Origin of the sequence: Streptomyces sp. NPDC086777 (assembly GCF_040702065.1) — a bacterium.
In the GTDB taxonomy this organism is placed as follows: Bacteria; Actinomycetota; Actinomycetes; order Streptomycetales; family Streptomycetaceae; genus Streptomyces.
Window position 1 is genome coordinate 215999 of the sequence record NZ_JBFBJI010000010.1, and the last position, 23086, is coordinate 239084.

Below are 23086 nucleotides of genomic sequence, written 5' to 3' on the forward strand. Positions count from 1 at the left end.
GGCAACAACGCCGTCTTCAAGTCTTGACAGTCGGCCCGGCAACAACCAGTCTTCCGGCATGCCGCGTGGGAGCGGTCCCACGGTCAGCCGGGGAACCTCTCCCATGTGGAGCGAACCACCCCATGGCCTTTCCCTCTGTCGTCACCGCACCCCGTTGACCAGCACCTTTTCACAGCACGTCGAGTGCTGTGGGCCGGCCGCTGCTCGCACCGAGAGGGCAGGTCCGGATCGCCGGTCCCCGGCGGTCTGTTTCCTGAGATCCCGTTCCCCACTGGAACAAGGAGTAGTGGAATGCGCATCACCCGTACCGGTCGTCGCGGCCGCAGAGCGGCGGCCCTGACCACAACGGTCCTGACCGCCTCGGCACTGCTGCTGACCGGTTGCAGCAGCGACAGCGGCTCGGACGCCTCGGACTCCAACGGGAACATCACTCTCACGGTGGCGGACTTCGGGCAGTTCGGCTACAAGGAGGCCGACCTGTTCGCGAAGTACCACAAGCTGCACCCGAAGATCACGGTGAAGGAGCAGACCACCGCCAACGAGCAGGACTACTACCCCAAGCTCCTTCAGCAGCTGAACACGGGCAGTGGCCTGGCGGACGTCACCGGCATCGAGGTGGGCCGCATCAAGGAGGTCGTCGACACCCAGGCGGCCAAGTTCACCGACCTGAGCAAGACGATCGACGTGAACGACTGGGTCTCCTGGAAGGAGAAGCAGGCCACGGCCTCGGACGGCACGGTCATCGGCGCCGGCACCGACATCGGCCCGATGTCCCTGTGCTACCGCCGGGACCTGTTCCAGCAGGCGGGTCTGCCCACCGACCGCGACGCGGTCGCCAAGGCCGTCGCGGGCGGCTGGGAGGACTACCTCAAGCTCGGCGAGCAGTACAAGAAGAAGGCCCCGTCCGGGACCTACTTCATGGACTCCGCGAGCGCCATGTACAACGCGGTCGTCAGCTCCTCCGCGCAGCAGTACTACGACGCCAGCGGCAAGCCGATCTACAAGGACAGCCCCTCCGTGCAGCAGGGCTGGAACCTGGCCGCCGAGGCCGCGTCGAAGAAGCTGACCCATGGACTGGCGCAGTTCACCGACGCCTGGACGGCGGCGCTGCGCAAGGGCAGCGTGGCGACCGTGGCCTGCCCCGCCTGGATGGCCGGGCAGATCTCCACCAACTCCGGTGACGCCTTCAAGGGCAAGTGGGACATAGCCAAGGCGCCCGGCTCGACCGCGGCCAACTGGGGCGGCTCCTTCCTGGCCGTGCCGAAGAGCGGCAAGCACACCAAGGAGGCCGCCGAGCTGGTGAAGTGGCTGACCGCCCCGGAGCAGCAGGCCGAGGTGTTCAAGGCGATCGGCGTCTTCCCGTCGAACAAGGGCGCCTACGACCTGCCCGGCGTGAAGAACGCGACGCTCCCGTACTTCAACAACGCGCCGATCGGCCAGATCTACGCCGGCGAGGCCCAGACCATCCCCGAGGCGGTGCTCGGCCCGAAGGACGCGACGATCAAGGACACCATCTCCACGCAGATCAACAACATGGAGCAGCGGGGCACCAAGCCCGCCGACGCGTGGAAGGCCGCGACCGACGCGATCGACAAGGTGATCGGCTGACGACCCGCGGTGCGGGCGGCCCCGCCGGCCGTCCGCACCGCGCGCTGTGCCGTACGAGGTTCCGGTGCCCGGCGCGTGGGTAGGGCGCGCCGGTCACCGGCGCGCCGCGTCCCCCGGCCGGGCCCGGTGCGGTGGGAGACCCCGGCGTCGCCCTCCGGTCCCGCCCCGTCCCGCCCCTGTTCCCCGGCCGAATCCCCCCAGGAAGGAAATCCCCCGTGGCAACGACGACACCCACACGGGGTGCCCCCACCCCGCCTGCCGGCGGCTCCGGTGCCGTACCGAACGCACGCGGCACCTGGCGCAGGCGGCTGTGGCGCTTCGACGACATCGCGTCCCCGTACGCGTACATCGCTCCGTTCTTCCTCGTCTTCGGTGCCTTCGGGCTCTACCCGCTCCTCTACACGGGCTGGATCGCCCTGCACCGGGTGGAGATGACGAGCCTCAGCCAGTCGCAGTGGGTCGGCTTCGACAACTTCACCAAGATCCTCCAGGACTCGGAGTTCTGGACGGCCGTCACGAACACCTTCCTGATCGGGGTCATCTCGACCGTCCCGCAGCTGCTCGTGGCCCTCGGCCTCGCCCACCTGCTCAACTACAAGCTGCGCGCCAGCACGTTCTGGCGGACCGTGGTCCTCACCCCGTACGCCACCTCGGTGGCGACGGCGGCCCTGGTCTTCGCCCTGGTGTTCCGGGCCGACGGCGGCATCCTCAACTGGGTGCTGCACTTCGTCGGCATCGGCAACACCGACTGGGGCAACGGCGAATGGACCTCCAAGATCGCCATCTCGGTCATCGTGATCTGGCGCTGGACCGGCTACAACGCGCTGATCTACCTGGCGGCCATGCAGGCCGTGCCCACCGATCTGTACGAAGCCGCCGCCATCGACGGGGCGACGCGCTGGCAGCAGTTCCGCAAGGTGACCATCCCCTCGCTGCGGCCGACGATCCTGTTCACCATCGTCATCTCGACGATCGGCTCCATGCAGCTGTTCGGTGAGCCGCTGCTCCTCCAGGGCGGCACGCTCGGCTCCACCGGCGGCAACGAGCACCAGTACGAAACCCTGAGCATCTACCTCTACAACTACGGCTGGAAGCTGGGGCATCTGGGTCCGGCCGCGGCGGTGGCCTGGGCCATGCTCGCCCTGCTGCTGCTCATCGCCCTGATCAACTTGATCGTCGGCCGGTTCCTGCGCAAGAGCGCGGCCTGACGGGAGCGATATCGATGACCACGACCAGCCCCACCAACACCGCGCCGGGCCTCGACCCGCTGCCGCCGGTCGCCTCCCCGGCCAGGAACCGCGTCCGTCTGAAGCTGGGCGCCGGGCAGCAGCTCAAGGGCGGCCCCCTCACCTACCTCGTCCTGGCCGTCGTCGGCCTGGGCTCGATCTTCCCGCTGTACTGGACGCTGGTGGCCGCCTCGCACGACCAGCAGCGGGTCCTCGACAGCCCCCCGCCGCTGCTGCCGGGCGGCAGGCTGTGGAGCAACCTCCAGGCCGCCTGGGAACAGGCCCATCTGGGCAAGGCCATCGTCAACAGCGTGATCGTGGCGGGCTGCATCACCGCGGCCACCCTGTTCTTCTGCACCCTGGCCGGCTACGCCTTCGCCAAGATGCGGTTCCGCGGCCGGGGCGCCCTGATGACCGCCGTCATCGCCACCCTGACGATCCCGCCGCAGCTCAGCGTGGTCCCGCTGTTCATGATGATGGCGAACATCGGCTGGGGCGGAAAGCTGGAGTCGGTGATCTTCCCGACCCTGGTCGGCGCCTTCGGTGTCTTCTTCATGCGCCAGTACCTGCTGGAGGCCCTGCCCTACGAGCTCATCGAGGCCGCCAAGGTGGACGGGGCGACCAACATCCGCATCGTGTGGAACGTGGTCCTGCCCGCGGCCCGGCCCGCGATGATGGTGCTCGGCATGCTCACCTTCGTCCAGGCGTGGAACGACTTCTTCTGGCCCTTCCTCGCCCTGAACCAGGACAACCCGACCCTCCAGGTCGCGCTCGGGCAGCTCAGCGCCTCCTACACCCCCGACCAGAGCATCGTCATGGCCGGCGCGCTGATCAGCACGCTGCCGCTGCTCCTGGTCTTCGTGATCTTCGGCAAGCAGATCGTCGGAGGCATCATGGCGGGCGCCGTCAAGGGCTGACACCGGGCCGCCGGCCCACGCGCGTTCCGGCGTCCCGCACCACCCGCCGTCCCGTACGGGGCCGCCGCAGGCGCGGGCCCGTACCCGGCCGGGGCGCCCACGTGCGTCCCGGCCGTCCTCCCCGCGGCAGCACCGTGCCGGCCCCCCCTTTTCCCCTTCCCCCTTCCCCACGCCACTTCGGGAGCGTTCTCACCATGACCGCCGTACGAACCGAGACCACTGCCCAGTCGGCCTCAGACACCTCCTTCCCGCCCGGCTTCGTCTGGGGGGCCGCCACCGCCGCGTACCAGGTGGAGGGCGCCGCCGCCGAGGACGGCCGGACGCCGTCCATCTGGGACACCTTCAGCCACACCCCGGGGAAGGTCCGCAACGGCGACACCGGTGACATCGCCGCCGACCACTACCACCGCTACAAGGACGACGTGGCGCTGATGAAGGACCTCGGCCTCAAGGCCTACCGGTTCTCCGTCTCCTGGTCCCGGGTGCAGCCCACCGGACGCGGGCCCGCGGTCGAGCGCGGCCTGGACTTCTACCGGCGGCTCACCGACGAACTCCTCGAAGCGGGCATCGCCCCCGTCGCCACCCTCTACCACTGGGACCTGCCCCAGGAACTGGAGGACGCGGGCGGCTGGCCGCAGCGGGACACCGCGCACCGCTTCGCCGACTACGCCGAGATCATGGCCCGCGCCCTGGGCGACCGGGTCGGGGTGTGGACCACCCTCAACGAGCCCTGGTGCAGCGCCTTCCTGGGCTACGGCTCCGGCGTGCACGCCCCGGGGCGCACCGACCCGGCCGCCACCCTGCGCGCCGCGCACCACCTGAACCTGGCCCACGGGCTGGCGATCGGGGCGCTGCGGGAGCACCTGCCGTCGACCGCGCAGACCTCCATCACGCTCAACCTGCACCAGGTGCGCCCGCTGACCGACAGCGCCGCGGACGCCGATGCCGCCCGCCGGATCGACGCGGTCGGCAACCGGATCTTCACCGGCCCGATCCTGGACGGTGCCTACCCCGAGGACCTGCTCGCCGACACCGCGCACCTCGTGGACTGGGCGGAGCTGGTGCACGACGGCGACCTGGCGGAGATCTCCCGCCCCATCGACCTGCTCGGCGTCAACTACTACTCCCCGACCGTGGTCTCCGCGGCCGTCGAGGGCGGCGCCAGCACCCGCGACGACGGTCACGGCGCGAGTGCCCACTCGCCGTGGACGGGCGCCGACGACGTCGCCTTCCACCTGGCCAACGACCAGCTCACCGCCATGAACTGGGCCATCGACGCGAGCGGGCTGCACACCCTGCTGACCGGGCTGGCGGCCTCGCACCCGGGGCTGCCGCTGATGGTCACCGAGAACGGTGCCGCCTTCGACGACTACGTCTCGCCCGAGGGCCTGGTGAACGACCCGCAGCGCATCGCCTACCTCCACTCCCACCTGGAGGCCGTCCGGCAGGCCGTCGCCGACGGAGCGGACGTGCGCGGTTATTTCCTGTGGTCGCTGCTGGACAACTTCGAATGGTCCTACGGCTACTCCAAGCGTTTTGGGGCCGTCTACGTCGACTACGGCACCCAGCGCCGCATCCCCAAGGCCAGCGCACACTGGTACGCGGAGGTGATCCGCCGGAACGCCTTGCCGGGCGCCGGCGAACAGGGCTGACCCGGTACGGCCCCGCGGGGGCGACGGGGCCCGGAGCTGCCGGGTCACGGCTGTTACATTTCCTGGCCTGAAGGCTGCGAACGGAAGGCGGCGACGATGACGGTCAAGGGTGAGCGGGGCCGAGGCACTCGGCGGCCGACCCTGGAGGAGGTCGCCGCCAGGGCCGGGGTGGGCCGCGGCACGGTGTCGCGCGTGATCAACGGCTCGCCCCGGGTCAGCGACGCGACCCGGGCGGCCGTGGAGGCGGCCGTCAACGAGCTCGGCTACGTCCCCAACACCGCAGCCCGCGCGCTGGCCGCCAACCGCACGGACGCGATCGCGCTGGTCGTTCCCGAGCCGGAGACCCGGTTCTTCGCGGAGCCGTACTTCTCCGACATGCTCAGCGGCGTCGGTGCCGAACTCTCCGACACCGAGATGCAGTTGCTGCTGATCTTCGCGGGCAGCGACCGCGAGCGGCGCCGGCTCGCCCAGTACCTGGCCGCGCACCGGGTGGACGGCGTGCTGCTGGTGTCCGTGCACGCCGACGACCCGTTGCCCGACCTGCTCGCCCAGCTGGAGATCCCGGCCGTGATCAGCGGCCCGCGCTCGGCGGAGGAGACGCTGACCTCGGTGGACTCCGACAACTACGGCGGCGCCCGGTCGGCCGTGGAGCACCTGCTGACCCGGGGCCGCCGCACGATCGCCCACATCACCGGCCGGCTCGACGTGTACGGAGCCCAGCGCCGCGTCGACGGCTACCGCGACGCGCTGCGTGACGCCGGCCGTGCGGCGGACGAACTCCTCATCGAGCCGGGTGACTTCACCGAGGAGGGCGGCCGGCGTGCGATGGCCCGGCTGCTGGAGCGCGAGCCCCGTTTGGACGCCGTGTTCGCCGGCTCCGACGTGATGGCGGCGGGCGCCCGCCAGGTGCTGCGCGTGGCGGGCCGCCGTATCCCCGAGGACGTGGCGCTGGTCGGGTACGACGACTCGGCCATCGCCCGCCACATGGACCCGCCGCTCACCAGCGTCCGCCAGCCGATCGAGGGGATGGGCCGCGCGATGATCGACCTGCTGCTGGCCGAGATCGCCGACCGGCGTCCGGCCGCAGCCCGGGGGCTGGAGCGCCGGCACGCGGTGCTGCCGACGGCACTGGTGGCCCGGGCATCCTCCTAGTCCGCCGGGGGCGGGTCACTTGGTGGCGTAGGCGGCGGTGTAGCCGCCGATGAGGTGCCGGGCCTCCACCTTGGCGAAGCCGGCGGCCCGGAGCCACTCGGTGACGTCCGCGACCGTGTACTCGGAACCGCCCTCCGTGTCGATGAGCATGTTGAGCGACAGCGTCAGACCGTAGGTGTTGTGGCGGCGCTCGTCGTCGATCATGGCGTCGTAGACGATGAGGGTGCCGCCCTCGGGCAGCGCGTCGTAGGCCTTCTGGAGCAGGAACCGACGCTGCTCCGGGTTCCAGTCGTGGAGGATCTGTCCCATGACGTAGACGTCGGCCTCGGGCAGCGGGTCGGTGAAGAAGTCCCCGCCGTGGAAGGTGAGTCGGCCGGTCAGGCCATGGGCGGCGACGAATTCCTCGAACACCGGCCCGACGGGGGGAAGTTCGAAGACGCCGCCGGTGATCTCGGGGTGGGAGCGCAGGACGGCGGCGGGTACGGCGCCGAGGGCGCCGCCGAGGTCGACGACGCGGCGGCGGCCGGTCCAGTCGAAGTCGGCGGCCAGCGCCGCGGCGAGGGGCGTGCTGACGCCGTTCATGCCGTTGAGGAAGGTGCGCCAGGCGACCGGGTCCTGGCTGAGCGTCGCGAAGAACGGGGCGCCGCTGTGCGCGACCTCGTTCTGCGGGGCGCCGGTCCGCAGCGCGTCGGTGAGGTTGTTCCAGAAGCCGAAGAGGCGCGCGTTGGCCATCTCCAGGATGCCCCCCACGTACGACGGCTTGGCGCGGTCCAGGAACGCGTCCGCGGCCGGGGTGTTGCGGTAGGTGCCGTCCTCGTCGCGGGCCAGTACCTCGAGCGAGACGAGGGCGTCGAGGAAGTCCGCGGCGGATCTGGGGTGCAGGCCCACCTCGGAGGCGAGGGACTCACGGTCGCGGCCGCCGGCGGCCAGCGTGCTGAAGACTCCGAGCTCCACCGCGCTCAGCAGCGTCTTGGAAGCCATGAAGCCAAGGCCGAGCCGGAGCAGCGGCTCGGGGGTGATCGGTGCGTCGACCGACATTGCTTTTCTCCACTTGGGTCGGGTCGGGTTCCGGACGGTGAACGGCTCCGGTGCGTTCGGGCCTCAGAGCGTCTTGATCTGGCCGCCGTCGACGACCATCTCCGTGCCGGTGATGTTGGCGGCCAGGGGGGAGGCGAGGAACAGGGCGAGGTCGGCGATCTCGTGCGCCTCGCTGATGCGTCCCGACGTGATGCCCATGCTCTGCGGCACGATGACGTCCAGCGCCTCCTGCGCGGTGGCCCCGGCGGCCGCGGCGGTGGCGTCGGCGAAGCCGCCCGGCGCGGTCCAGAACGGCGTGCGGACCGGGCCCGGCGCGATGGCGTTGACGCGTACGCCCTGGGGCGCGAACTCCTCGGACAGGGACTTGTTGAGGTTGGTCAGTGCGGCCTTGGCCGCCGAGTAGTCGACCACCATGGGGAAGGGCAGCCGGGCGTTGATCGAGCTGATGTTGACGATGGCCGCGTCGCCCGCCGCGATCAGGTGGGGGAGGGCGGCGCGGCTGGCGCGGACGGCGCTGAAGAAGGTCAGGTCGAAGATCCGCTGCCAGTCGGCGTCGCCGACCTTGAGGAACGACTCGCGCGGCTCGGCGGCGCCGACGTTGTTGACCAGGATGTCCAGGCGCCGGTGGCGTTCCAGGGCCTGCTGGATCAGGGACTCGGCGCCCGCTGTGGTGGACAGGTCGACCGGTACGAACGTGACGTCGTGGCGGGCCGCGAGGGCGTCCAGCTCGGGAGTGGAGGAGCGGCTGCCGGCCACGACCTTGACGCCCTCGCCGGCCAGCTTCTCGACGACGGCCAGGCCGATGCCCTTGCTGGCTCCGGTGACGACGGCGACCTTGTCCTTGAGGTGCAGTTCCATGACAGTCTCTTTCTGGATTGAGTAATACAGAATTACGGTATGAGTGATGACGGTGCGGGCGCCGCGAAGGCGGAGCCGGTCCGGGGCGGTCAGTCCAGTGCGCGCATCGCGGTGTCCAGGGCGTCCTCCGTGAACTCCCGGCCCGTGCGTGCCTGGCCCACGACGCGGATGCCCTGGATGAACGTGGTGAGGAACCGGGCCAGCTTCCTCGGGTCCTTGTCCGGGGCGATCTCGCCCCGGGCCTGCGCCTGCTCCAGCGCGCCGGCGAGAAGGGACTCGACCTGCCGGACGGCGGCGTTGACCCGGTCCGCCGTGGCCGGCTGCTCGGCGCAGTGCGCCGAGGCGTTGACCACGAGGCAGCCGCGCGTGGGGTCGGCCAGGTCCGCCTCCATCATGGAGCCGAGCACCTTGCGGATCGCGGGCCGGATCTCGGTCGACCCGTCGAGGACCTCCGCCAGGTCGCCGCCCTGGAGCGAGGTGTAGCGCTCCAGGGCGCGGACGTAGAGCTGCTCCTTCGACCCGAAGGCCGCGTAGAAGCTGCCGCTGCCGATGGCCAGCTCCTGCAGCAGGTCCTGCAGGGAGGTCTCGGCGTAGCCGCGGCGCCAGAACAGGTCCATGGCGCGGTCTGTCGCCTGGTCTATGTCGAACTCCCTGATGCGTGCCATGGGGAAAGAGTAGCCCAGTTTGTGGATTAGTCAATCCACTATTGGTGGCCCGGCTCGGGGGCGCAGTAATCTGACTCCTCCGGAAGACCGAGTCCGGGGAGCCGGCCGGTGGGGGGAACGTGGAGCTCGTCGGCCGGGACGACCAGCTGGATCTGCTGCGCCGGCTGCTGGCCCGGCCGGGAGGCCAGGGCAGCGCGGTGCTGGTCCGCGGCGCCCCCGGCATCGGGAAGACGGCGTTGCTCGCCGAGGCGGCCGCCCTCGCCGAGGGCCTCGGCCACCGGGTCCTGCGCACCAGCGGCGCCGAGGCCGAGAGCGACATCCCCTACGCCGGTCTGCAACTCGTCCTGCGCCCGCTGGCCGCAGGGGCCGCCGAGCTGGCCACGCCGCACCGGCAGGCACTGGACACCGCCCTCGGACACGCCGAGGCGGGAGTCCCCGACGTCTTCCTGGTCGGTCTGGCCGTCCTCAACCTCCTGGCCGACGCGGCCGCGACCGCGCCGGTGCTGGTCCTCGTCGACGACGTCCAGTGGCTCGACGACGCCACCGCCAGTGTCCTGGCCTTCGTGGCGCGCAGGGTCGGCACCGAGCCGGTCGTCGTGGTGGGAGCCGCACGTGACGGCTACCGTTCGCGTCTGGACTCCGACGAACTCACCTCCGTGACGCTGGGCCCGCTCACCGACGGCCAGGCCGCCGAACTCCTCGCGGCACGCGCCCCCGGGCTGCGCCCGACCGCGCACCGCCGGCTGCTGGCCGCGGCCGCCGGGAACCCCCTGGCCCTGACGGAGCTCTCCCGTACCCTCGGCGCGTCGGCCGATCCGCACCTGCCCCGGCTGCCGCTCACCGAGCGGCTCGAACGGGCCTTCACCGACCGCCTGGAGACCCTGCCCGACATCACCCGCAGCATGCTCCGGATCGCGGCTCTCAACGACAGCCCGTCGCTCACCGAGATCTGCCGGGCGACCCGGCGGCTCACCGGCGTGACGGCAGGCCCCGCGGAACTCGACCCGGCCGTGCGCGCCCGGCTCGTCCAGGTCGTCGGTACCGAAGTGCAGTTCGGGCATCCGCTGATGCGGTCGGCGATCCACCAGACCATGCCCGTCGGCGTCCGCCACACCGCGCACGCCGCACTCGCCGCCGTGCTCGGCGACCACCCCGACCGGCAGCTACGGCACCGGGCCGCGGCCGCCCACGCCCCGGAGGAGGCGGTCGCCGCCGCCTTGGAGGACGCCGCGCACCGGGCCGCCCGCCGCGGCGGCATCGCGGCGGCCGTGACGGCCCTCGAACAGGCCGCAGCCCTCAGCGAGGACGCCGACCGCCGAGCCGAACGCCTGCTGCGGGCCGCGGACTTCGCCGTCGAGCTCGGCCGTCCCGAGACCGTGACCCGGCTGCTGGACCAGGCGCTCACCGGGCCGCTGTCGCGACGGCAGCACGCCACGGTCGTCTGGCTCCGCGGCAGCTTCGACGAGGGACTGCTCAGCCACTCGTCCGGCGCCAACCCGTTGACGGCACTCGCCGGGGAGATGGCCGCGGAGGACCGCACGCTGGCGCTGCGGATCCTGTGGAGCGCCGCGCAGCTGTGCTTCTGGACCGATCCCGGCCCGGCGGCCCGCCGCACGGTGCTGCAGGCCGTGGAGCGGCTGGAGCTCGACGAACTCGATCCGTGGCGCCTGGCCATCTGCGCCTACGCCGCGCCGGTCGACCGTGGTGCCTACGTCCTGGACCGCGCCCGGCGCGCCGCCCCGCAGGAGGGCGACGACGGCCGCGCCTACCGCATGCTCAGCACCGCGTCGCTGCTCGTCGGCGGCTTCCACCTGACGCGGGCGTTCTCGGCGGCCGGCAGCGCACCGCTGCGTGCCCAGGGCCGCCTGGGGCTGCTGGCCAGGACGGTCGGCGCGGACGCCTGGAGCGCCCTCGTGGTCGGCGACCTCGGCGCGGCGATCACCGCGACCGAGGAGTCGCGGAGGCTGGCGCGCGAGACCAGCCAGACGATGATGTACGCGCTGATGACCGCCACCGCGGCCAAGCTGGCCGCGCTGCGCGGCGAGGCCGACACCGCCCTGGGGCTGGCCGAGGAGGCGGAGGGGATCGGACTGCCGGCCGGGGCACGTCCGGTGCTGGCCACCGCGACCACGGCACGCGGGCTGGCCGCACTGGGCGCGGGCCGGTTCGAGGAGGCCTACGGTCACCTCCGCAGACTGCACGACCCGGCGGATCCCGCGTTCCAGATCGCCTTGCGGCTGACGACCGTGGGCGACCTCGTCGACGCGGCGACACACTGCGGACGGTCGGCCGACGTGCTCCCGGTCGTGACGGAGCTGGAGCAGGTCGCCACGGTGACCCCCGCCCCGGTCCTGCACGCCGAACTGCGTCTGGTCCGGGCCCTGCTGGCCGCGGAGGAGGACGCCGGCCCGCTCTTCACGGACGCGCTGAGCGCCGACCTCGGCGCGTGGCCGCTGATCAGGGCCCGGACCCACCTGGCCCACGGCGAATGGCTGCGGCGCCGGCGACGCAGGGTCGAGTCCCGCGACCACCTCCGTGCCGCCCGCGACATGTTCGACGCGCTCGGCGCGATCCCCTGGGGGGAGCGGGCCCGCCAGGAACTGCGCGCGGCCGGCGAGACCAGCCGCCGCCGGGCCCCGGACGCCCGGGACCGGCTGACCGCCCACGAACTGCAGATCGTCCGGCTCGCCGCGGCCGGGCTGACCAACCGCGAGATAGGCCAGCGGCTCTACCTCTCGCACCGCACCGTCAGCTCGCACCTCCACCGGATCTTCCCCAAGCTGGGCGTGGCCTCCCGCGCCGAGCTGCGGACGGTGGTCGGCGCGCTGGGCTGACCACCGTCACATGACGCTCGCTTCCGGCCGCCCGGCGTTCCTAGCGTTCCCCAGGTCAGGACATCGACACGAGGGGAGCGGTCCGATGGGGTGGAACGGCGTCCAGCCGGCATCCGATCCGCCGATGGTGGGCCGCCACCCCGAACGCGAGGCCATCGCGCGACTGCTCGACACGGTGCGCGACGGCCTCGGCGGAGCCCTGGTCCTGACCGGCGAACCCGGGATCGGCAAGACCCGGCTCCTCGGGTACGCAGCGGCCCGGGCCGCGGGACTCCGCGTGGTCCGGCTGACCGCGGTCGAGCCCGAGACCGGTCTCGGCTTCGGCGCGCTGTACCGGCTGCTGCGGCCGTTCCTGAACCGGACGGGCCGGCTGCCCGGACCGCAGCGGGCCGCGCTGGAGGCGGCCCTCGGCCTCGACTCGGGACCGCCCGCGGACCGCTGCCTGGTCGGGCTGGCGACGCTGACCCTGCTGTCCGAGGCCGCCGCCGAGCAGCCGCTGCTGATCCTGCTCGACGACGCGCAATGGCTGGACCGGGAGTCGGCCGAGGCGCTCGCGTTCACCGCCCGCCGGCTGCACGCCGACTCCCTGGGCCTGATCATCGCCGTCCGCGCCGGACTCGGTGACCACGCCCTGTTCGGCGCGCTCGCCGTGCACACCGTGACCGGTCTGCCGGACCCGGAGGCCAGGGCCCTGCTCGCCGTCGGCGACCGGCGGGTGGACCCGGCGGTGGCCGGCCGGATCGTCGCCGGTACCGGCGGCAATCCGCTCGCGCTGCTGGAGCTGGCCGACACCCTCGCCGCCGAACAGCTCGCCGGTGTCGCGCCGTTGCCCGATCCGCTGCCGGCGGGCCGGCTGCTGGAGGGGCACTTCCGGCGCCTGGTCCGCTCCCTGCCGCCGGCCACCGGATCCCTGTTGCTGCTGCTCGCCGCGACCCCCGCGGACGACACGGGAACGGTGTGGCGGGCCGCCGGGCGGCTCGGCCTGCCGGCCGGCGCCGTCGAGCCGGCGGTCGCCGCGGGAATCCTCGCCCCGGACACACCGCCCGGCTTCCGGCATCCCCTGATCCGCTCGGCGGTCTACGCCGCGGCCGAACCCGGCGAGCGCCGCCGCGCGCACGCGGCACTGGCCGCCGCCTGCGACCCCGTGGCGGACGCCGACCGCCGCGCCTGGCACCGGGCGGAGGCCGCCGAGGGCCTGGCCGACGGCGTAGCCGACGACCTGGAGGCCGCCTCCGAGCGCGCCCGCGCCCGCGGCGGCCACTCCCAGCAGGCCCTGTTCCTGTCGCGCGCCGCCGATCTCACCGGCGACCCGGACATCCGGGCCGAGCGGCTGCTGGCCGCGGCGCAGGCCCATCTGATGTCCGGCGACGCACCGGCGGCAGGGGCCGCGCTGGAGCGGGCGGGCGCCGACATCCGGGACCCGGTGATGCGCGCCCGCGAGCTGCGGATGCGGGCGACCGCGCAGATGTTCCGGCTCGCCGTCGCCGATGTCCCGGCGACGCTGATGGACGCCGTGACGCGGCTCGGGGCGCGGGACCCACGGCTGACCTCGGAGTTGCTCGGTGAGGCACTGCACGCGGCACTGGTCGCCCACGACGCCGTACGGGGCACCTCGCCGGCCGAGGTCGGGGCGGCCGTCGTCGCCGCCCGCCGCGACCCGGACCCCGCGACACGCGGCCGGGACCTGCTCATGGAGGGCCTGGCGCGCCGCGTGTCCGAGGGGTACGAGCGCGGCGCCCCCGTACTGCGGGCCGCGCTGGACGGGCTGCGGGGCGGCCGTGAGATCGGGGACGCACGCAGCCCGTTCGCGGTGATGCTGCTGATGGCGTGCGACGACCTGTGGGACGTCCGGGCCGGGCGGGAACTCGCCGCCCGCCTGGCGGCGGCGGACCGCGACGCCGGCGCGCTGTACGCACTGGGCATCACCCTGCTCGTCGAGGCCCGCTACGAACTCCTGGACGGGCGGTTCACGCAGGCGGAGGCCCGCTACGCCGAGTTCGACGACATCGCGGCCGCCACCGGGTTCCCCGGCGGCGGCGACATCAACAGGCTCCACCTGCTCGCCCTGACCGGCCGGGAGGCGGAGCTGCGGGCGGCGGTGCGGCGGACCGCGGGGATGAGGAGCCTGGGCCACGGCGTGCTCCAGCTGATGGCGCAGCACGCGCTGACCCTCTTCGAGCTGGGGCAGGGCCACTACCGGCAGGCGATGCAGCACGCGTCGGCGGTGTTCGAGCAGGACCCTCCGACCTGCGGCAACCTGGTCCTGCCGCTGCTCGTCGAGGCCGGTGTCCGCGCCGGTGACCGGGACGGCGTGGCGCGGGCCCTGCGCCGGCTGGAGGAGCGGGCGCCGCTCGCCGGTACTCCGTGGGCCCTGGGCACCCAGGCCCTCGGCCGGGCGCTGACGGCCCGGGGCGACGATGCCGCGCCGCTCTACCAGGAGGCGGTCGAACTGCTGGGGCAGGGGCCGCTGGCCCTGGAACGGGCCCGCGCCCGGCTGCTGTTCGGCGAGTGGCTCCGGCGCCGCAAGCGGCGCTCCGATGCCAGGCAGCAGCTGCGCGCCGCGTACGAGAGCTTCGCGGCCTTCGGCGCGGCGCCCTTCGCCGAGCGGGCCCGGGCCGAGCTGCTGGCCACCGGCGAGACCGCCCGCAGACGGACCGAGGAGACCAGGTTCGATCTCACCCCACGGGAGCGGCAGGTGGCCGCCATGGCCGCCGTGGGGCTGACCAACGCGGAGATCGCGTCGCGGTTGTTCGTCACCGCCTCGACCGTCGAGTTCCATCTGAACAAGGTGTTCCGCAAACTCGGCATCACCTCCCGGAGGCAGATCCCGCGCGCGACCGGCGAACCCGGCCCGGCGAGCGGGAGCTGACCCGTCATGCCCGCGCGGACGCGAAGAAATCGAGGTACCGGCGCGCGAGTTCGGCGGGAGCCTCCAACGGGATGTTGTGCCCCGCCCGCTCGATCACGACCGGCGTGACGTCCACCGCGACCTGGGCCATCTGCTCCCCGGGCTCCGCGGCGAGGTAGGCGCGGCCCCCGACGGCCAGCACCGGGCACTCCAGCGGGACGGCGAACTGCGGCCGGTTCTGCTCGGCGTCGGTCCCGGTCGCCCGGTACAGCTCGAACACCGCGTGGTTGCCGCCCGGTTCTTCGAGCCCTCGGGTGTACTCGTCCTCGTCGGCGTCCGTGTACGCACTCGGGTCCCACATGATCCGCCGCATGAAGTACGTCCAGAAGGCACGTTCACGGCCGGCCATCAGCAGTTCGGGGTAGTGCGGGAGGCCGAACAGCGAGCGGTGCCAGCCGGTGCGGGGATCCTCGGCGGCGAGCCCCTCGAGGACCGGCACCGGCAGGCCGGGCAGTCTGGTCTCCTGGAAGACGAGCTGGACGACCTTCGGCCGGTGGAAGGCCGCCACGGCGTAGGCGACGGCCGCACCCCAGTCCTCGCCCACCACCCGGTACCGGTCGTGTCCCAGCGCCGCCATGAGCGCGGCGACGTCGGCGGCCAGGGTCCGGGTGTCGTACCCGGACACCGTACGTCCGGAGCCGCCGAACCCCCGCAGGTCCACCGCGACGACCGTGTGGTGCGGCGTGAGCAGCGGGATGACGTGGCGCCAGAAGAACATGGTCTTCGGCACCCCGTGGATCAGGACGACCGGGTCGCCGCTGCCGCCCGTCGCACAGTGCAGGTCGACCCCGTTGACCCGGGGCCGGCCGTGGACGAGCGGGACGCCGTCGTGATCCGTCATCCTCGGCGCTCCGGATCCGGTCATCGCCGCCTCCTCCTCGTGTCCGTTTCCCGTCGGCGCCGACCGCGCCGACGGGCTGTGTTCCACACCGGCCGGCGCACCGCTCGCACCGGGGAGCAACCCCGGTGCGAGGACGCGCCGACCGGTGCGCGCACGGCGGGCTCCCGGTGCGGGGCCCGGCCTGGCGGCTACTTGGCCAGGAAGGCCAGCAGCGCGGCGTTGACCTCTTCGGCGTGCGTCCACAGCAGCCCGTGCGGGGCGCCCTCGATCTCGACGTACTCGGCCGAGGGCAGCAGGGCGCGGAACGGCCGGCCGGTGGAGTCGATCGGCAGGATCCGGTCGCCGGTTCCGTGCAGGATCAGCGTCGGTACGTCGATCCTGGCGACATCGGCGCGGAAGTCGGTGATCCAGGTGGGCACGCAGGCCACCGACGCGTGCGCCGAGGCGCCCGCCGCCACGTTCCAACCGGCCCGCACGGCCTCCTCGCTGATCCGCTCGCCGAGCGTCTCGTCGAGGTTGTAGAACGCCTCGTAGAAGCCGGTGAAGTAGGCGTAGCGGTCCTTGGTGACCGCCTCCAGGATGCCGTCGAAGACGGACTGGTCGACGCCGTCCGGGTTGTCGTCGGTCTTGAGCAGGAACGGTTCCAGGGAAGCCAGGAAGGCGGCCTTGGCGACGCGCTGCGAGCCGTACGTCCCCAGGTAGCGTCCGACCTCCCCGGTGCCCATGGAGAACCCGACGAGGACCGCGTCGGTGAGGTCCAGCTCGGTCAGCACCGCGTTGAGGTCCGCCGCGAACGTGTCGTAGTCGTAGCCCGTGGTCGGCTGCGACGACCGGCCGAAGCCGCGCCGGTCGTACGTGATGACCCGGTGGCCGGCGCCGAGCAGGGCCGGGAGCTGCTTCTCCCACGAGTGGCCGTCCAGTGGGTAGCCGTGGATCAGCACGACGGGCTGCCCGCTCCCGTGGTCCTCGTAGTACAGCTCGATACCGGCGGAGTTCTCCTGGCCGACGGTGATGTACGGCAAGTCGGTTTCCCTTCGTGGGTTCGGCGGACCGGCGCGCGCTGGGGGCGCCGGGGCGGTGGGACGGACGGCGTGCCGTGACGGCGGGTCAGAGGGACTCGACGAGGCCGCCGTCGATGACGAAGTCGGCGCCGGTGATGTTCGCGGCCTGTGGACCGGCGAGGTAGACCACGAGGTCGGCGACCTCCGACGGCCGGGTGAAGCGGCCGGTCACCGACTGGCCGGCCGCGCCGCGGGCCACCTCCAGGGGGTCGACGCCCCGGGACCGGCCGACCGTGTCGGCGACGCCGCCGGCGCCCTGCCACAGAGCCGTCTCCACCGGTCCGGGACCCACGGTGTTCACCCGCACACCGTGGGGTCCCACCTCCTTGGACAGGGCCTTGCAGAAGTTGGTCAGCGCCGCCTTCGCCGCCCCGTAGTCGATGACCAGCGGGTCCGGCAGCCGGGCGTTGACCGAGGAGACGGTGACGATCCGTCCGGCGCCGGTGGCGAGCAGGTGCGGCAGGGCGGCCCGGGTGGCACGGACGGCGGCCATGAAGTTGACCGTGAACGTCCACTCCCAGTCCTCGTCGGTCACGCCCAGGAAGCCGTCCACCCGCGGCCGCACCGCCCCGACGTTGTTCACCAGGACGTCGACACCGCCATGGACGGCCACCGCCTCGGCGACCAGCGCGGCCGGGCCGTCGGGCGCCGCGAGGTCGACCTCCACGACGGTGAGCTCGGCCCCGCGCTTCACGTGCTCGTCGAGGGCCTCGGTACGTTCCCTGGAACCCGCGACGACGCGGGAGCCGGCCGCGAGGAAGGCCTCGACGACGGCCAGCCCGATGCCGCGCCCGGCGCCGGTGACCACGACGGTCCGTCCGTCCGGGCCCGCGTCGGCGCCGGACGTTCCGGCCGCCCGGGGACGGGAGTTCATCGCCCGGTCCCCAGGTCCTGCTGCCGCAGCCAGGTGAGAACGGTGTCCGCGACCTCGCGCCAGCCGCCGTCGATCGTCAGCGAGTGCCCGCGGTCGGGGAAGTTGATGATGTCGGTGACCGCCTCGGAGTGCCGGTACTGCTTGAGGGTGGCCCGGGTGACGACCTCGGGCACCGTGTGGTCCTTGCCGCCGGAGACGAGCAGCAGCGGGCCGCGCCCGCTGTTGTCCGTGTCGACCTTGGCCGGCGAGTGGGGGTTGAAGTTGGCGGCGGCGGCCTCGTACAGCGGCTTGCCCGGCGCGGGGATGGTCCAGCGTTCGTACAGGGCGGCCGATTCCTCCTCCGCGACCGCGTTGCCGAAGGCGAACCGGAACTGCTCCTCGGTCAGGGAGACCGACCGGTGCCGGTTGGCCGGGTTCCTGAAGACCGGGAGCGTCGCCTTCAGCGCGGACAGCGGCAGCGGCAGTACGCCCTTGATCTGCGCGGCGTCGATCGCGACCGCCGCGGCGGCGCGGTCCTGGCCGAGCAGCTTCTGCGCGATCATCCCGCCGAACGAGTGGCCGATCAGGACGGGCCGCACGGGCAGCGCCTCGATCAGGGCCGCGTAGTGCGCGACGACCTCGTCGATGCCGTGGTCGGCGATGCTCTCGGGGTTCCGGCGCGCCTCCTCGACGGTGTCGGGGTCGCCGGGCCACCCGGGCGCGGACGGGTCGTAACCCTCGGCGCGGAACAGGTCGATCCACGGCTGCCAGGAGGTGCTGTGCAGCCAGAGTCCGTGGATGAAGACCACGGGAAGGGGAAGGGGGACGGTCATGGCTGGGCCTCTCTCGTGTGGGTGTCCTGACCCGGCATGTGCACACGACACCAGGACCCCCGGCTCTCTCGCACCGGGGATCCACCCCAGTCGTTCAGGGGGTGGACGCCGAACGGCCCGAGGACACCGGCGTGGATCCGCAGGGATTCGAGCATCGTCCACGCGTTGTCCCGCGTGAAGACGTCGGCGGTGGCCGGGACTCCCGTGTACCTCGCGGCCACGGGATCGCCGGTGACCGGGACGCCGGGCGGCCTCCCGCGGTGCCGGGCCCGCTGTCCGGCCGTGGGGCGAAGGGCCTGGAGGGGACGCGCAGGATCGGTTCACCGCGGCGGCGTAAAGATCCGTTCATGGTTCTTGAACGAACAGGGACAGCAACGGTCTTGATCTGATAGGAAATGCGCACACTTCGGTTAAGGGGGACAGCTCCTGCGCGCCGTGGGGCGTGGACGCGCCTGTCGGCCCGAGTGACGCTTCGACCGCCGTCAACGGGCACTGATGTGACGGCGTGTCAGTTTTTAGGAGATTTCTGCATGGCCAACAAGGTCCACGCCGCCCCGGGACGTCCCGGACGCGCGGCAGTCAAGACCGGCAGACGGGCCAGGGTGATCAGCGCGGCTTCCGTCGCTGTCGTCGCCCTCGTCGCCGTCACCGGGACCGCTGCTGGAGCGGTCACCCAGGGGGGAGCGGCCGGACCGGGCGCACCCGAGCGAATAGGGACGGCCCCGAGGGTCCCGACCGGTGCGACGGTGACCGGCGCGACCGCGTCGGACACCACGCTGCACCTCAGCGTGAACCTGGCTCCGCGTGACCGGCAGTCGCTGGCGGACTTTGTCACCGCGGTGTCCACACCGGGGAACGCCCAGTATCACCAGTACCTGGCCAAGGGGCAGTTCGCCGCGGCCTTCGGCCCCACGCGGGCCACCATCGAGGGAGTCTCGAAGGCGCTGAAGGCGGCCGGTCTCTCTCCCGGCAAGGTCAGCCCGGACGGCCTGTCCATCCCGGTCACCGCCACCGCCGCGCAGGCCTCCCACGCCTTCGGCACCGGCTTCCACGACGTCCGGCTCAAGGACGGCACCACCGACTACCTCAACACCTCGGCCCCCGCGCTGCCCGCGGACGTGGCGTCCTCGGTGACCGGGATCGTCGGCCTGAGCAGCGTCAACACCGTCAGCAGCCACCACTCCGGGGTACGACGCGCGAGCAGGCACAGCTCGGCCGGCGCCACCGCCTCCGGACTCGGCTCGCGCACGGTGGCCCCGCACACGTACACCCCGGCACTCTGCGCCGACTTCACCGGCTCGGGCCTGACCGACGGCACCGACTACTACAGCCCCGGCAAGCTGGCCGGCGCCTACGGGATGACCAGCTCCGCGACCGCCGGTGCCGGGCAGACCGTGGCCGTGTTCGAACTGGAGAACGTCGACGCCGGCAGCATCGCCGCCTACCAGTCCTGCGTCGGTACCAGCACCTCGGTGTCCCACGTGTACGTCGACACGACGGCGGGGGCCGGCGCGCCGGCCACCGACGGAGAGGTCGGCGTGGAATCCGCGCTCGACATCGAGGACCTCATAGGCCTGGTGCCCGGCGCCGCCGTCATCGACTACCAGGGACCGGACGCCGCGTCGGCGACCGACCAGAACGTGCTCGACGTCTACCAGCGGATGGTCACCGACGACCAGGCGCAGGTCATCTCCACCAGCTGGGGTGAGTGCGAGGCGGTCGAGAGCAGCGCGACCGCGAACGCCGAGAACACCATCTTCGCGGAGGCCGCCGCACAGGGCCAGAGCGTCGTCGCCGCCTCGGGCGACGACGGCTCCAGCGACTGCTACCGCGCGACCGGCTCCACCGCCAAGGCCGTCGACGATCCCGCGAGCCAGCCCTACGTCACCGGCGTCGGCGGCACCACGATGACCACCTCGGGCAGCACCACGACCCAGACGACGTGGGGCAACGCCTCCGGCGGTACCGGTGGTGGCGTCTCCTCGCGCTGGGCTCCCGTCGTCTACCAGGGCGGTGTCGCCACCACCGGCAAGCGCGCCGTTCCGGACGTCTCCGCTCTGGCGGACCCGGCCGACGGGTACCCGATCTACTTCCAGGACGACAGCGAGTCCTCCAGCCCCGTCCCCGGCCTCGTCGGCGGCACCAGCGGGGCGGCCCCGACCTGGGCCGCCGCGATCGTCCAGGCCAACGCGGGCACGGCCTGCCAGGCCAACGGCCGGGTCGGCTTCCTCAACAACGCCCTCTACAAGGCCGCACGGAGCAGCTACCCGACGAACTTCTGGGACGTCACCAGCGGCAACAACTCCGTGCACGCCACCGGCTACACGGCGGCGGCCGGCTACGACGAGGTGACCGGCCTGGGCTCGCCCAAGGAGGCCGGCCTGACCGCCGCACTGTGCGCGGCCAAGGGCACGGCCGCCACGGGAGCCTCCACCTTCCACCCGCTCAGCAGCCCCAAGCGCCTGCTGGACACCCGCAACGGCACCGGCTGGGGCCTCAGTTCCATCCCGACCACGAAGCCCCTGGTCGCGGGCGGCACCGCCCCGGTCAAGATCGAGGGCGCCGGAGGGATCCCCAGCAGCGGCGTGACCGCTGTCGTGCTCAACCTCACGGTCACCGGCACCACCGGCGCGGGTTCGTTGATCGCCTGGGCCGACGGCACCGGCAAGCCGGCGACCAGCAACCTCAACTGGAACGGCGCGAGCCAGACCATCGCCGCCTCGGCGACCGTCAAGGTCGCGGACGACGGCGTGGTCGACCTCTACACGAGCAGCACCACCCACGTGATCGCCGATGTCCAGGGCTACTACACCAGCGGCACCACCGGCTCGAAGTACACGGCGCTGAAGCCGGCCCGCCTGCTGGACACCCGCTCCAAGGTCGGCATCTCCACCACCAGCAAGATCTCCAACGCGGTGGTCAGCCTCAAGGTCCGCGGCCATGGGGGCGTGCCGACCGCCGCCACCTCCGTGGTGCTCAACCTGACGGCCACCCAGACCGTCGGCGGGGGCTACCTGGAGGCCTACCCCGAAGGCGCCACCCGTCCGACCGCGTCCAACGTCAACTGGTCGGCCACCGGGACCACCATCCCCAACCTGGTGGTCGTGCCGATCGGCAGCGACGGCAACGTCAGCATCTACGTCCACGGCACCAGCCACGTGATCGCCGACGTCTCCGGCTACTTCTCGACCAGCGGCTCGGCCTTCCACACGGTCACCCCGCTGCGCCTGCTGGACACCCGTCAGACGACGGCGCTGGGCGCCGGCAAGACGCTGGCCCTGCAGATCTCGGGGCGCGACGCCATCCCGTCCACCGGCGTCAAGGCGGTCGTGCTGACCGTCACCGTCACCGGCACCACGGGCAGCGGCTACCTCACCGCCTGGGCCGACGGCGGCAGCCGTCCGACGGCCTCCAACCTGAACTGGGCGTCGGGGAAGACGGTCGCCAACCAGGTCATGGTGCCCGTCGGCTCCGACGGCAAGGTGGACTTCTACACGAACAGCACCACCCACGTGATCGCGGACGTGGCCGGCTACATCGGCTGACGCCCACCGACGACCCGACAGCGATGCCCCGCCGACCGGAACGGTCGGCGGGGCATCGCCGTCATGCGCCGTCCTCGTCGCCCGGAGGCGAACGACGGACAGGCCCGTGATCTGCGTTCCGCAGATCACGGGCCTGTCCCATGGGGTGAGTGACGGGACTCGAACCCGCGACATCCTGGACCACAACCAGGTGCTCTACCAGCTGAGCTACACCCACCACGACCGGCGGTGACTCTGTGGTTTCTCCGACCGGCCGAGAAAAAGTGTACAGGGTCCGAAGGGGTGCTCGCGCACGGCTTTCCGGGAGCCGCTTCCGGGGCCTTGCGAGGGCCTATTCCGCAGGCAGGACGTGCTTGGCCGCGATCGTCCGCGCGGTGTCCGAGTCCGGGCCGGGCTGCGGGACGAAGATGGCCTCGCGGTAGTAGCGCAGCTCGGCGATCGACTCGCGGATGTCGGCGAGGGCGCGGTGGTTGCCGTTCTTCTCGGGGCTGTTGAAGTACGCCCGCGGGTACCAGCGCCGGGCCAGCTCCTTGACGCTGGAGACGTCGACGATCCGGTAGTGGAGGTATCCCTCCAGGTCCGCCATGTCCCGGGCCAGGAAGCCGCGGTCGGTACCGACGGAGTTGCCGCACAGCGGGGCCTTGCCGGGTTCCTTCACGTGTTCCCGTACGTAGGCCAGGACCTGCTCCTCGGCCTCGGCGAGCGTCGTGCCGCCGGCCAGCTCGTCGAGCAGGCCGGACGTGGTGTGCATCTGCCGCACCACCTCCGGCATCGTCTCCAGTGCCTTGGCCGGCGGACGGATGACGATGTCCACGCCCTCGCCGAGCACGTTCAGCTCGGAGTCGGTGACCAGCGCGGCCACCTCGATGAGCGCGTCGTCGGACAGCGAGAGGCCGGTCATCTCGCAGTCGATCCACACCATGCGATCGTTCATGCGACCACCCTAAAGCTGACGTCGGCGTTTGTGGTCCCCCGATGCAACGCCGACGCCCACGGAACCCGCCGCCCCCTCCCGGGCGCCATCGCCCCACGGCCTCGTCCTCAAGCGCCGGACGGGCCGGTGGGTGGCTGGTCGGCGTCGTCCTCAGGTGCCGC

The 23086-nt window shown here is 72.4% G+C and carries 16 protein-coding genes and 1 tRNA gene; 8 read left to right on the forward strand and 9 right to left on the reverse strand.

Annotation, left to right across the window (positions count from 1 at the left end; all coding sequences use genetic code 11):
- Positions 1-291: 291 nt before the first annotated feature.
- From AB0472_RS17050 to AB0472_RS17070, 5 genes are all read left to right on the forward strand, one after another.
- Positions 292-1608: an extracellular solute-binding protein gene (locus tag AB0472_RS17050; RefSeq protein WP_366357240.1), complete on the forward strand. Its 1317-nt coding sequence runs from the start codon at positions 292-294 to the stop codon at positions 1606-1608.
- Between the two features lie 215 nt (positions 1609-1823).
- The gene (locus AB0472_RS17055; RefSeq protein ID WP_366357241.1) at positions 1824-2816 is read left to right on the forward strand and encodes a sugar ABC transporter permease; all 993 of its coding nucleotides are present in this window, start codon (positions 1824-1826) and stop codon (positions 2814-2816) included.
- Positions 2817-2830: 14 nt separating this feature from the next.
- A complete protein-coding gene (locus AB0472_RS17060) occupies positions 2831-3751 on the forward strand; it encodes a carbohydrate ABC transporter permease (protein WP_366357242.1) in 921 nt (306 codons plus the stop codon).
- Between the two features lie 194 nt (positions 3752-3945).
- A complete protein-coding gene (locus AB0472_RS17065) occupies positions 3946-5403 on the forward strand; it encodes a GH1 family beta-glucosidase (RefSeq protein WP_366357243.1) in 1458 nt (485 codons plus the stop codon).
- Between the two features lie 96 nt (positions 5404-5499).
- Complete coding sequence (locus tag AB0472_RS17070; protein ID WP_366357244.1) at positions 5500-6555, forward strand: LacI family DNA-binding transcriptional regulator; 1056 nt, start codon at positions 5500-5502, stop codon at positions 6553-6555.
- A gap of 15 nt (positions 6556-6570) precedes the next feature.
- On the opposite strand, the gene AB0472_RS17075 is transcribed toward AB0472_RS17070, so the two are convergent.
- The 3 genes from AB0472_RS17075 to AB0472_RS17085 all read right to left on the reverse strand — a co-directional run bounded on the left by AB0472_RS17075 (position 6571) and on the right by AB0472_RS17085 (position 9116).
- Positions 6571-7593: a methyltransferase gene (locus tag AB0472_RS17075; protein WP_366357245.1), complete on the reverse strand. Its 1023-nt coding sequence runs from the start codon at positions 7591-7593 to the stop codon at positions 6571-6573.
- Positions 7594-7656: 63 nt separating this feature from the next.
- On the reverse strand, positions 7657-8451 hold the full coding sequence (locus AB0472_RS17080) for an oxidoreductase (RefSeq protein ID WP_366357246.1): 795 nt from the start codon (positions 8449-8451) through the stop codon (positions 7657-7659).
- A gap of 89 nt (positions 8452-8540) precedes the next feature.
- Positions 8541-9116 (reverse strand): TetR family transcriptional regulator, encoded by a 576-nt coding sequence (locus tag AB0472_RS17085; protein ID WP_366357247.1) that lies wholly within the window; start codon positions 9114-9116, stop codon positions 8541-8543.
- A 119-nt stretch (positions 9117-9235) separates the two neighbouring features.
- Between AB0472_RS17085 and AB0472_RS17090 the strand changes: the two genes are divergently transcribed.
- On the forward strand, positions 9236-11950 hold the full coding sequence (locus AB0472_RS17090; RefSeq protein ID WP_366357248.1) for an AAA family ATPase: 2715 nt from the start codon (positions 9236-9238) through the stop codon (positions 11948-11950).
- Positions 11951-12035: 85 nt separating this feature from the next.
- The gene (locus tag AB0472_RS17095) at positions 12036-14819 is read left to right on the forward strand and encodes an AAA family ATPase (RefSeq protein ID WP_366357249.1); all 2784 of its coding nucleotides are present in this window, start codon (positions 12036-12038) and stop codon (positions 14817-14819) included.
- A 4-nt stretch (positions 14820-14823) separates the two neighbouring features.
- On the opposite strand, the gene AB0472_RS17100 is transcribed toward AB0472_RS17095, so the two are convergent.
- The 4 genes from AB0472_RS17100 to AB0472_RS17115 form a co-directional block, all read right to left on the reverse strand.
- Positions 14824-15723 carry an alpha/beta hydrolase gene (locus AB0472_RS17100; RefSeq protein WP_366357250.1) on the reverse strand — a complete coding sequence of 300 codons (900 nt, stop codon included), beginning with the start codon at positions 15721-15723 and terminating at the stop codon, positions 14824-14826.
- A gap of 164 nt (positions 15724-15887) precedes the next feature.
- Positions 15888-16721, reverse strand: coding sequence for an alpha/beta hydrolase (locus tag AB0472_RS17105; protein ID WP_366357251.1), 834 nt, complete (start codon positions 16719-16721; stop codon positions 15888-15890).
- Positions 16722-16806: 85 nt separating this feature from the next.
- Positions 16807-17634 (reverse strand): SDR family NAD(P)-dependent oxidoreductase, encoded by an 828-nt coding sequence (locus AB0472_RS17110; RefSeq protein ID WP_366357252.1) that lies wholly within the window; start codon positions 17632-17634, stop codon positions 16807-16809.
- The gene (locus tag AB0472_RS17115; RefSeq protein ID WP_366357253.1) at positions 17631-18446 is read right to left on the reverse strand and encodes an alpha/beta fold hydrolase; all 816 of its coding nucleotides are present in this window, start codon (positions 18444-18446) and stop codon (positions 17631-17633) included. Before AB0472_RS17115 ends, AB0472_RS17110 begins: the two co-directional genes overlap by 4 nt.
- A 530-nt stretch (positions 18447-18976) precedes the next feature.
- Here AB0472_RS17115 and AB0472_RS17120 point away from each other — a divergent pair.
- On the forward strand, positions 18977-21991 hold the full coding sequence (locus AB0472_RS17120; RefSeq protein WP_366357254.1) for a S53 family peptidase: 3015 nt from the start codon (positions 18977-18979) through the stop codon (positions 21989-21991).
- 141 nt (positions 21992-22132) lie between these two features.
- Here the strand turns inward: AB0472_RS17120 and AB0472_RS17125 are convergent.
- Positions 22133-22208 (reverse strand) — tRNA-His (locus AB0472_RS17125).
- 114 nt (positions 22209-22322) lie between these two features.
- Positions 22323-22925, reverse strand: coding sequence for an oligoribonuclease (gene orn / locus AB0472_RS17130; RefSeq protein WP_366357255.1), 603 nt, complete (start codon positions 22923-22925; stop codon positions 22323-22325).
- Positions 22926-23086 lie beyond the last annotated feature (161 nt).

Excerpts from the sequence above, each read along its gene's own strand:
- AB0472_RS17060 (WP_366357242.1), top strand. The coding sequence starts at position 2,831 with ATGACCACGACCAGCCCCACCAACACCGCGCCGGGCCTCGACCCGCTG.
- AB0472_RS17065 (WP_366357243.1), top strand. The coding sequence starts at position 3,946 with ATGACCGCCGTACGAACCGAGACCACTGCCCAGTCGGCCTCAGACACC.
- AB0472_RS17075 (WP_366357245.1), bottom strand. The coding sequence starts at position 7,593 with ATGTCGGTCGACGCACCGATCACCCCCGAGCCGCTGCTCCGGCTCGGC.
- AB0472_RS17110 (WP_366357252.1), bottom strand. The coding sequence starts at position 17,634 with ATGAACTCCCGTCCCCGGGCGGCCGGAACGTCCGGCGCCGACGCGGGC.
- AB0472_RS17080 (WP_366357246.1), bottom strand. The coding sequence starts at position 8,451 with ATGGAACTGCACCTCAAGGACAAGGTCGCCGTCGTCACCGGAGCCAGC.
- AB0472_RS17070 (WP_366357244.1), top strand. The coding sequence starts at position 5,500 with ATGACGGTCAAGGGTGAGCGGGGCCGAGGCACTCGGCGGCCGACCCTG.
- AB0472_RS17085 (WP_366357247.1), bottom strand. The coding sequence starts at position 9,116 with ATGGCACGCATCAGGGAGTTCGACATAGACCAGGCGACAGACCGCGCC.
- AB0472_RS17115 (WP_366357253.1), bottom strand. The coding sequence starts at position 18,446 with ATGACCGTCCCCCTTCCCCTTCCCGTGGTCTTCATCCACGGACTCTGG.
- AB0472_RS17120 (WP_366357254.1), top strand. The coding sequence starts at position 18,977 with ATGGCCAACAAGGTCCACGCCGCCCCGGGACGTCCCGGACGCGCGGCA.
- AB0472_RS17095 (WP_366357249.1), top strand. The coding sequence starts at position 12,036 with ATGGGGTGGAACGGCGTCCAGCCGGCATCCGATCCGCCGATGGTGGGC.
- orn (WP_366357255.1), bottom strand. The coding sequence starts at position 22,925 with ATGAACGATCGCATGGTGTGGATCGACTGCGAGATGACCGGCCTCTCG.
- AB0472_RS17050 (WP_366357240.1), top strand. The coding sequence starts at position 292 with ATGCGCATCACCCGTACCGGTCGTCGCGGCCGCAGAGCGGCGGCCCTG.
- AB0472_RS17100 (WP_366357250.1), bottom strand. The coding sequence starts at position 15,723 with ATGACCGGATCCGGAGCGCCGAGGATGACGGATCACGACGGCGTCCCG.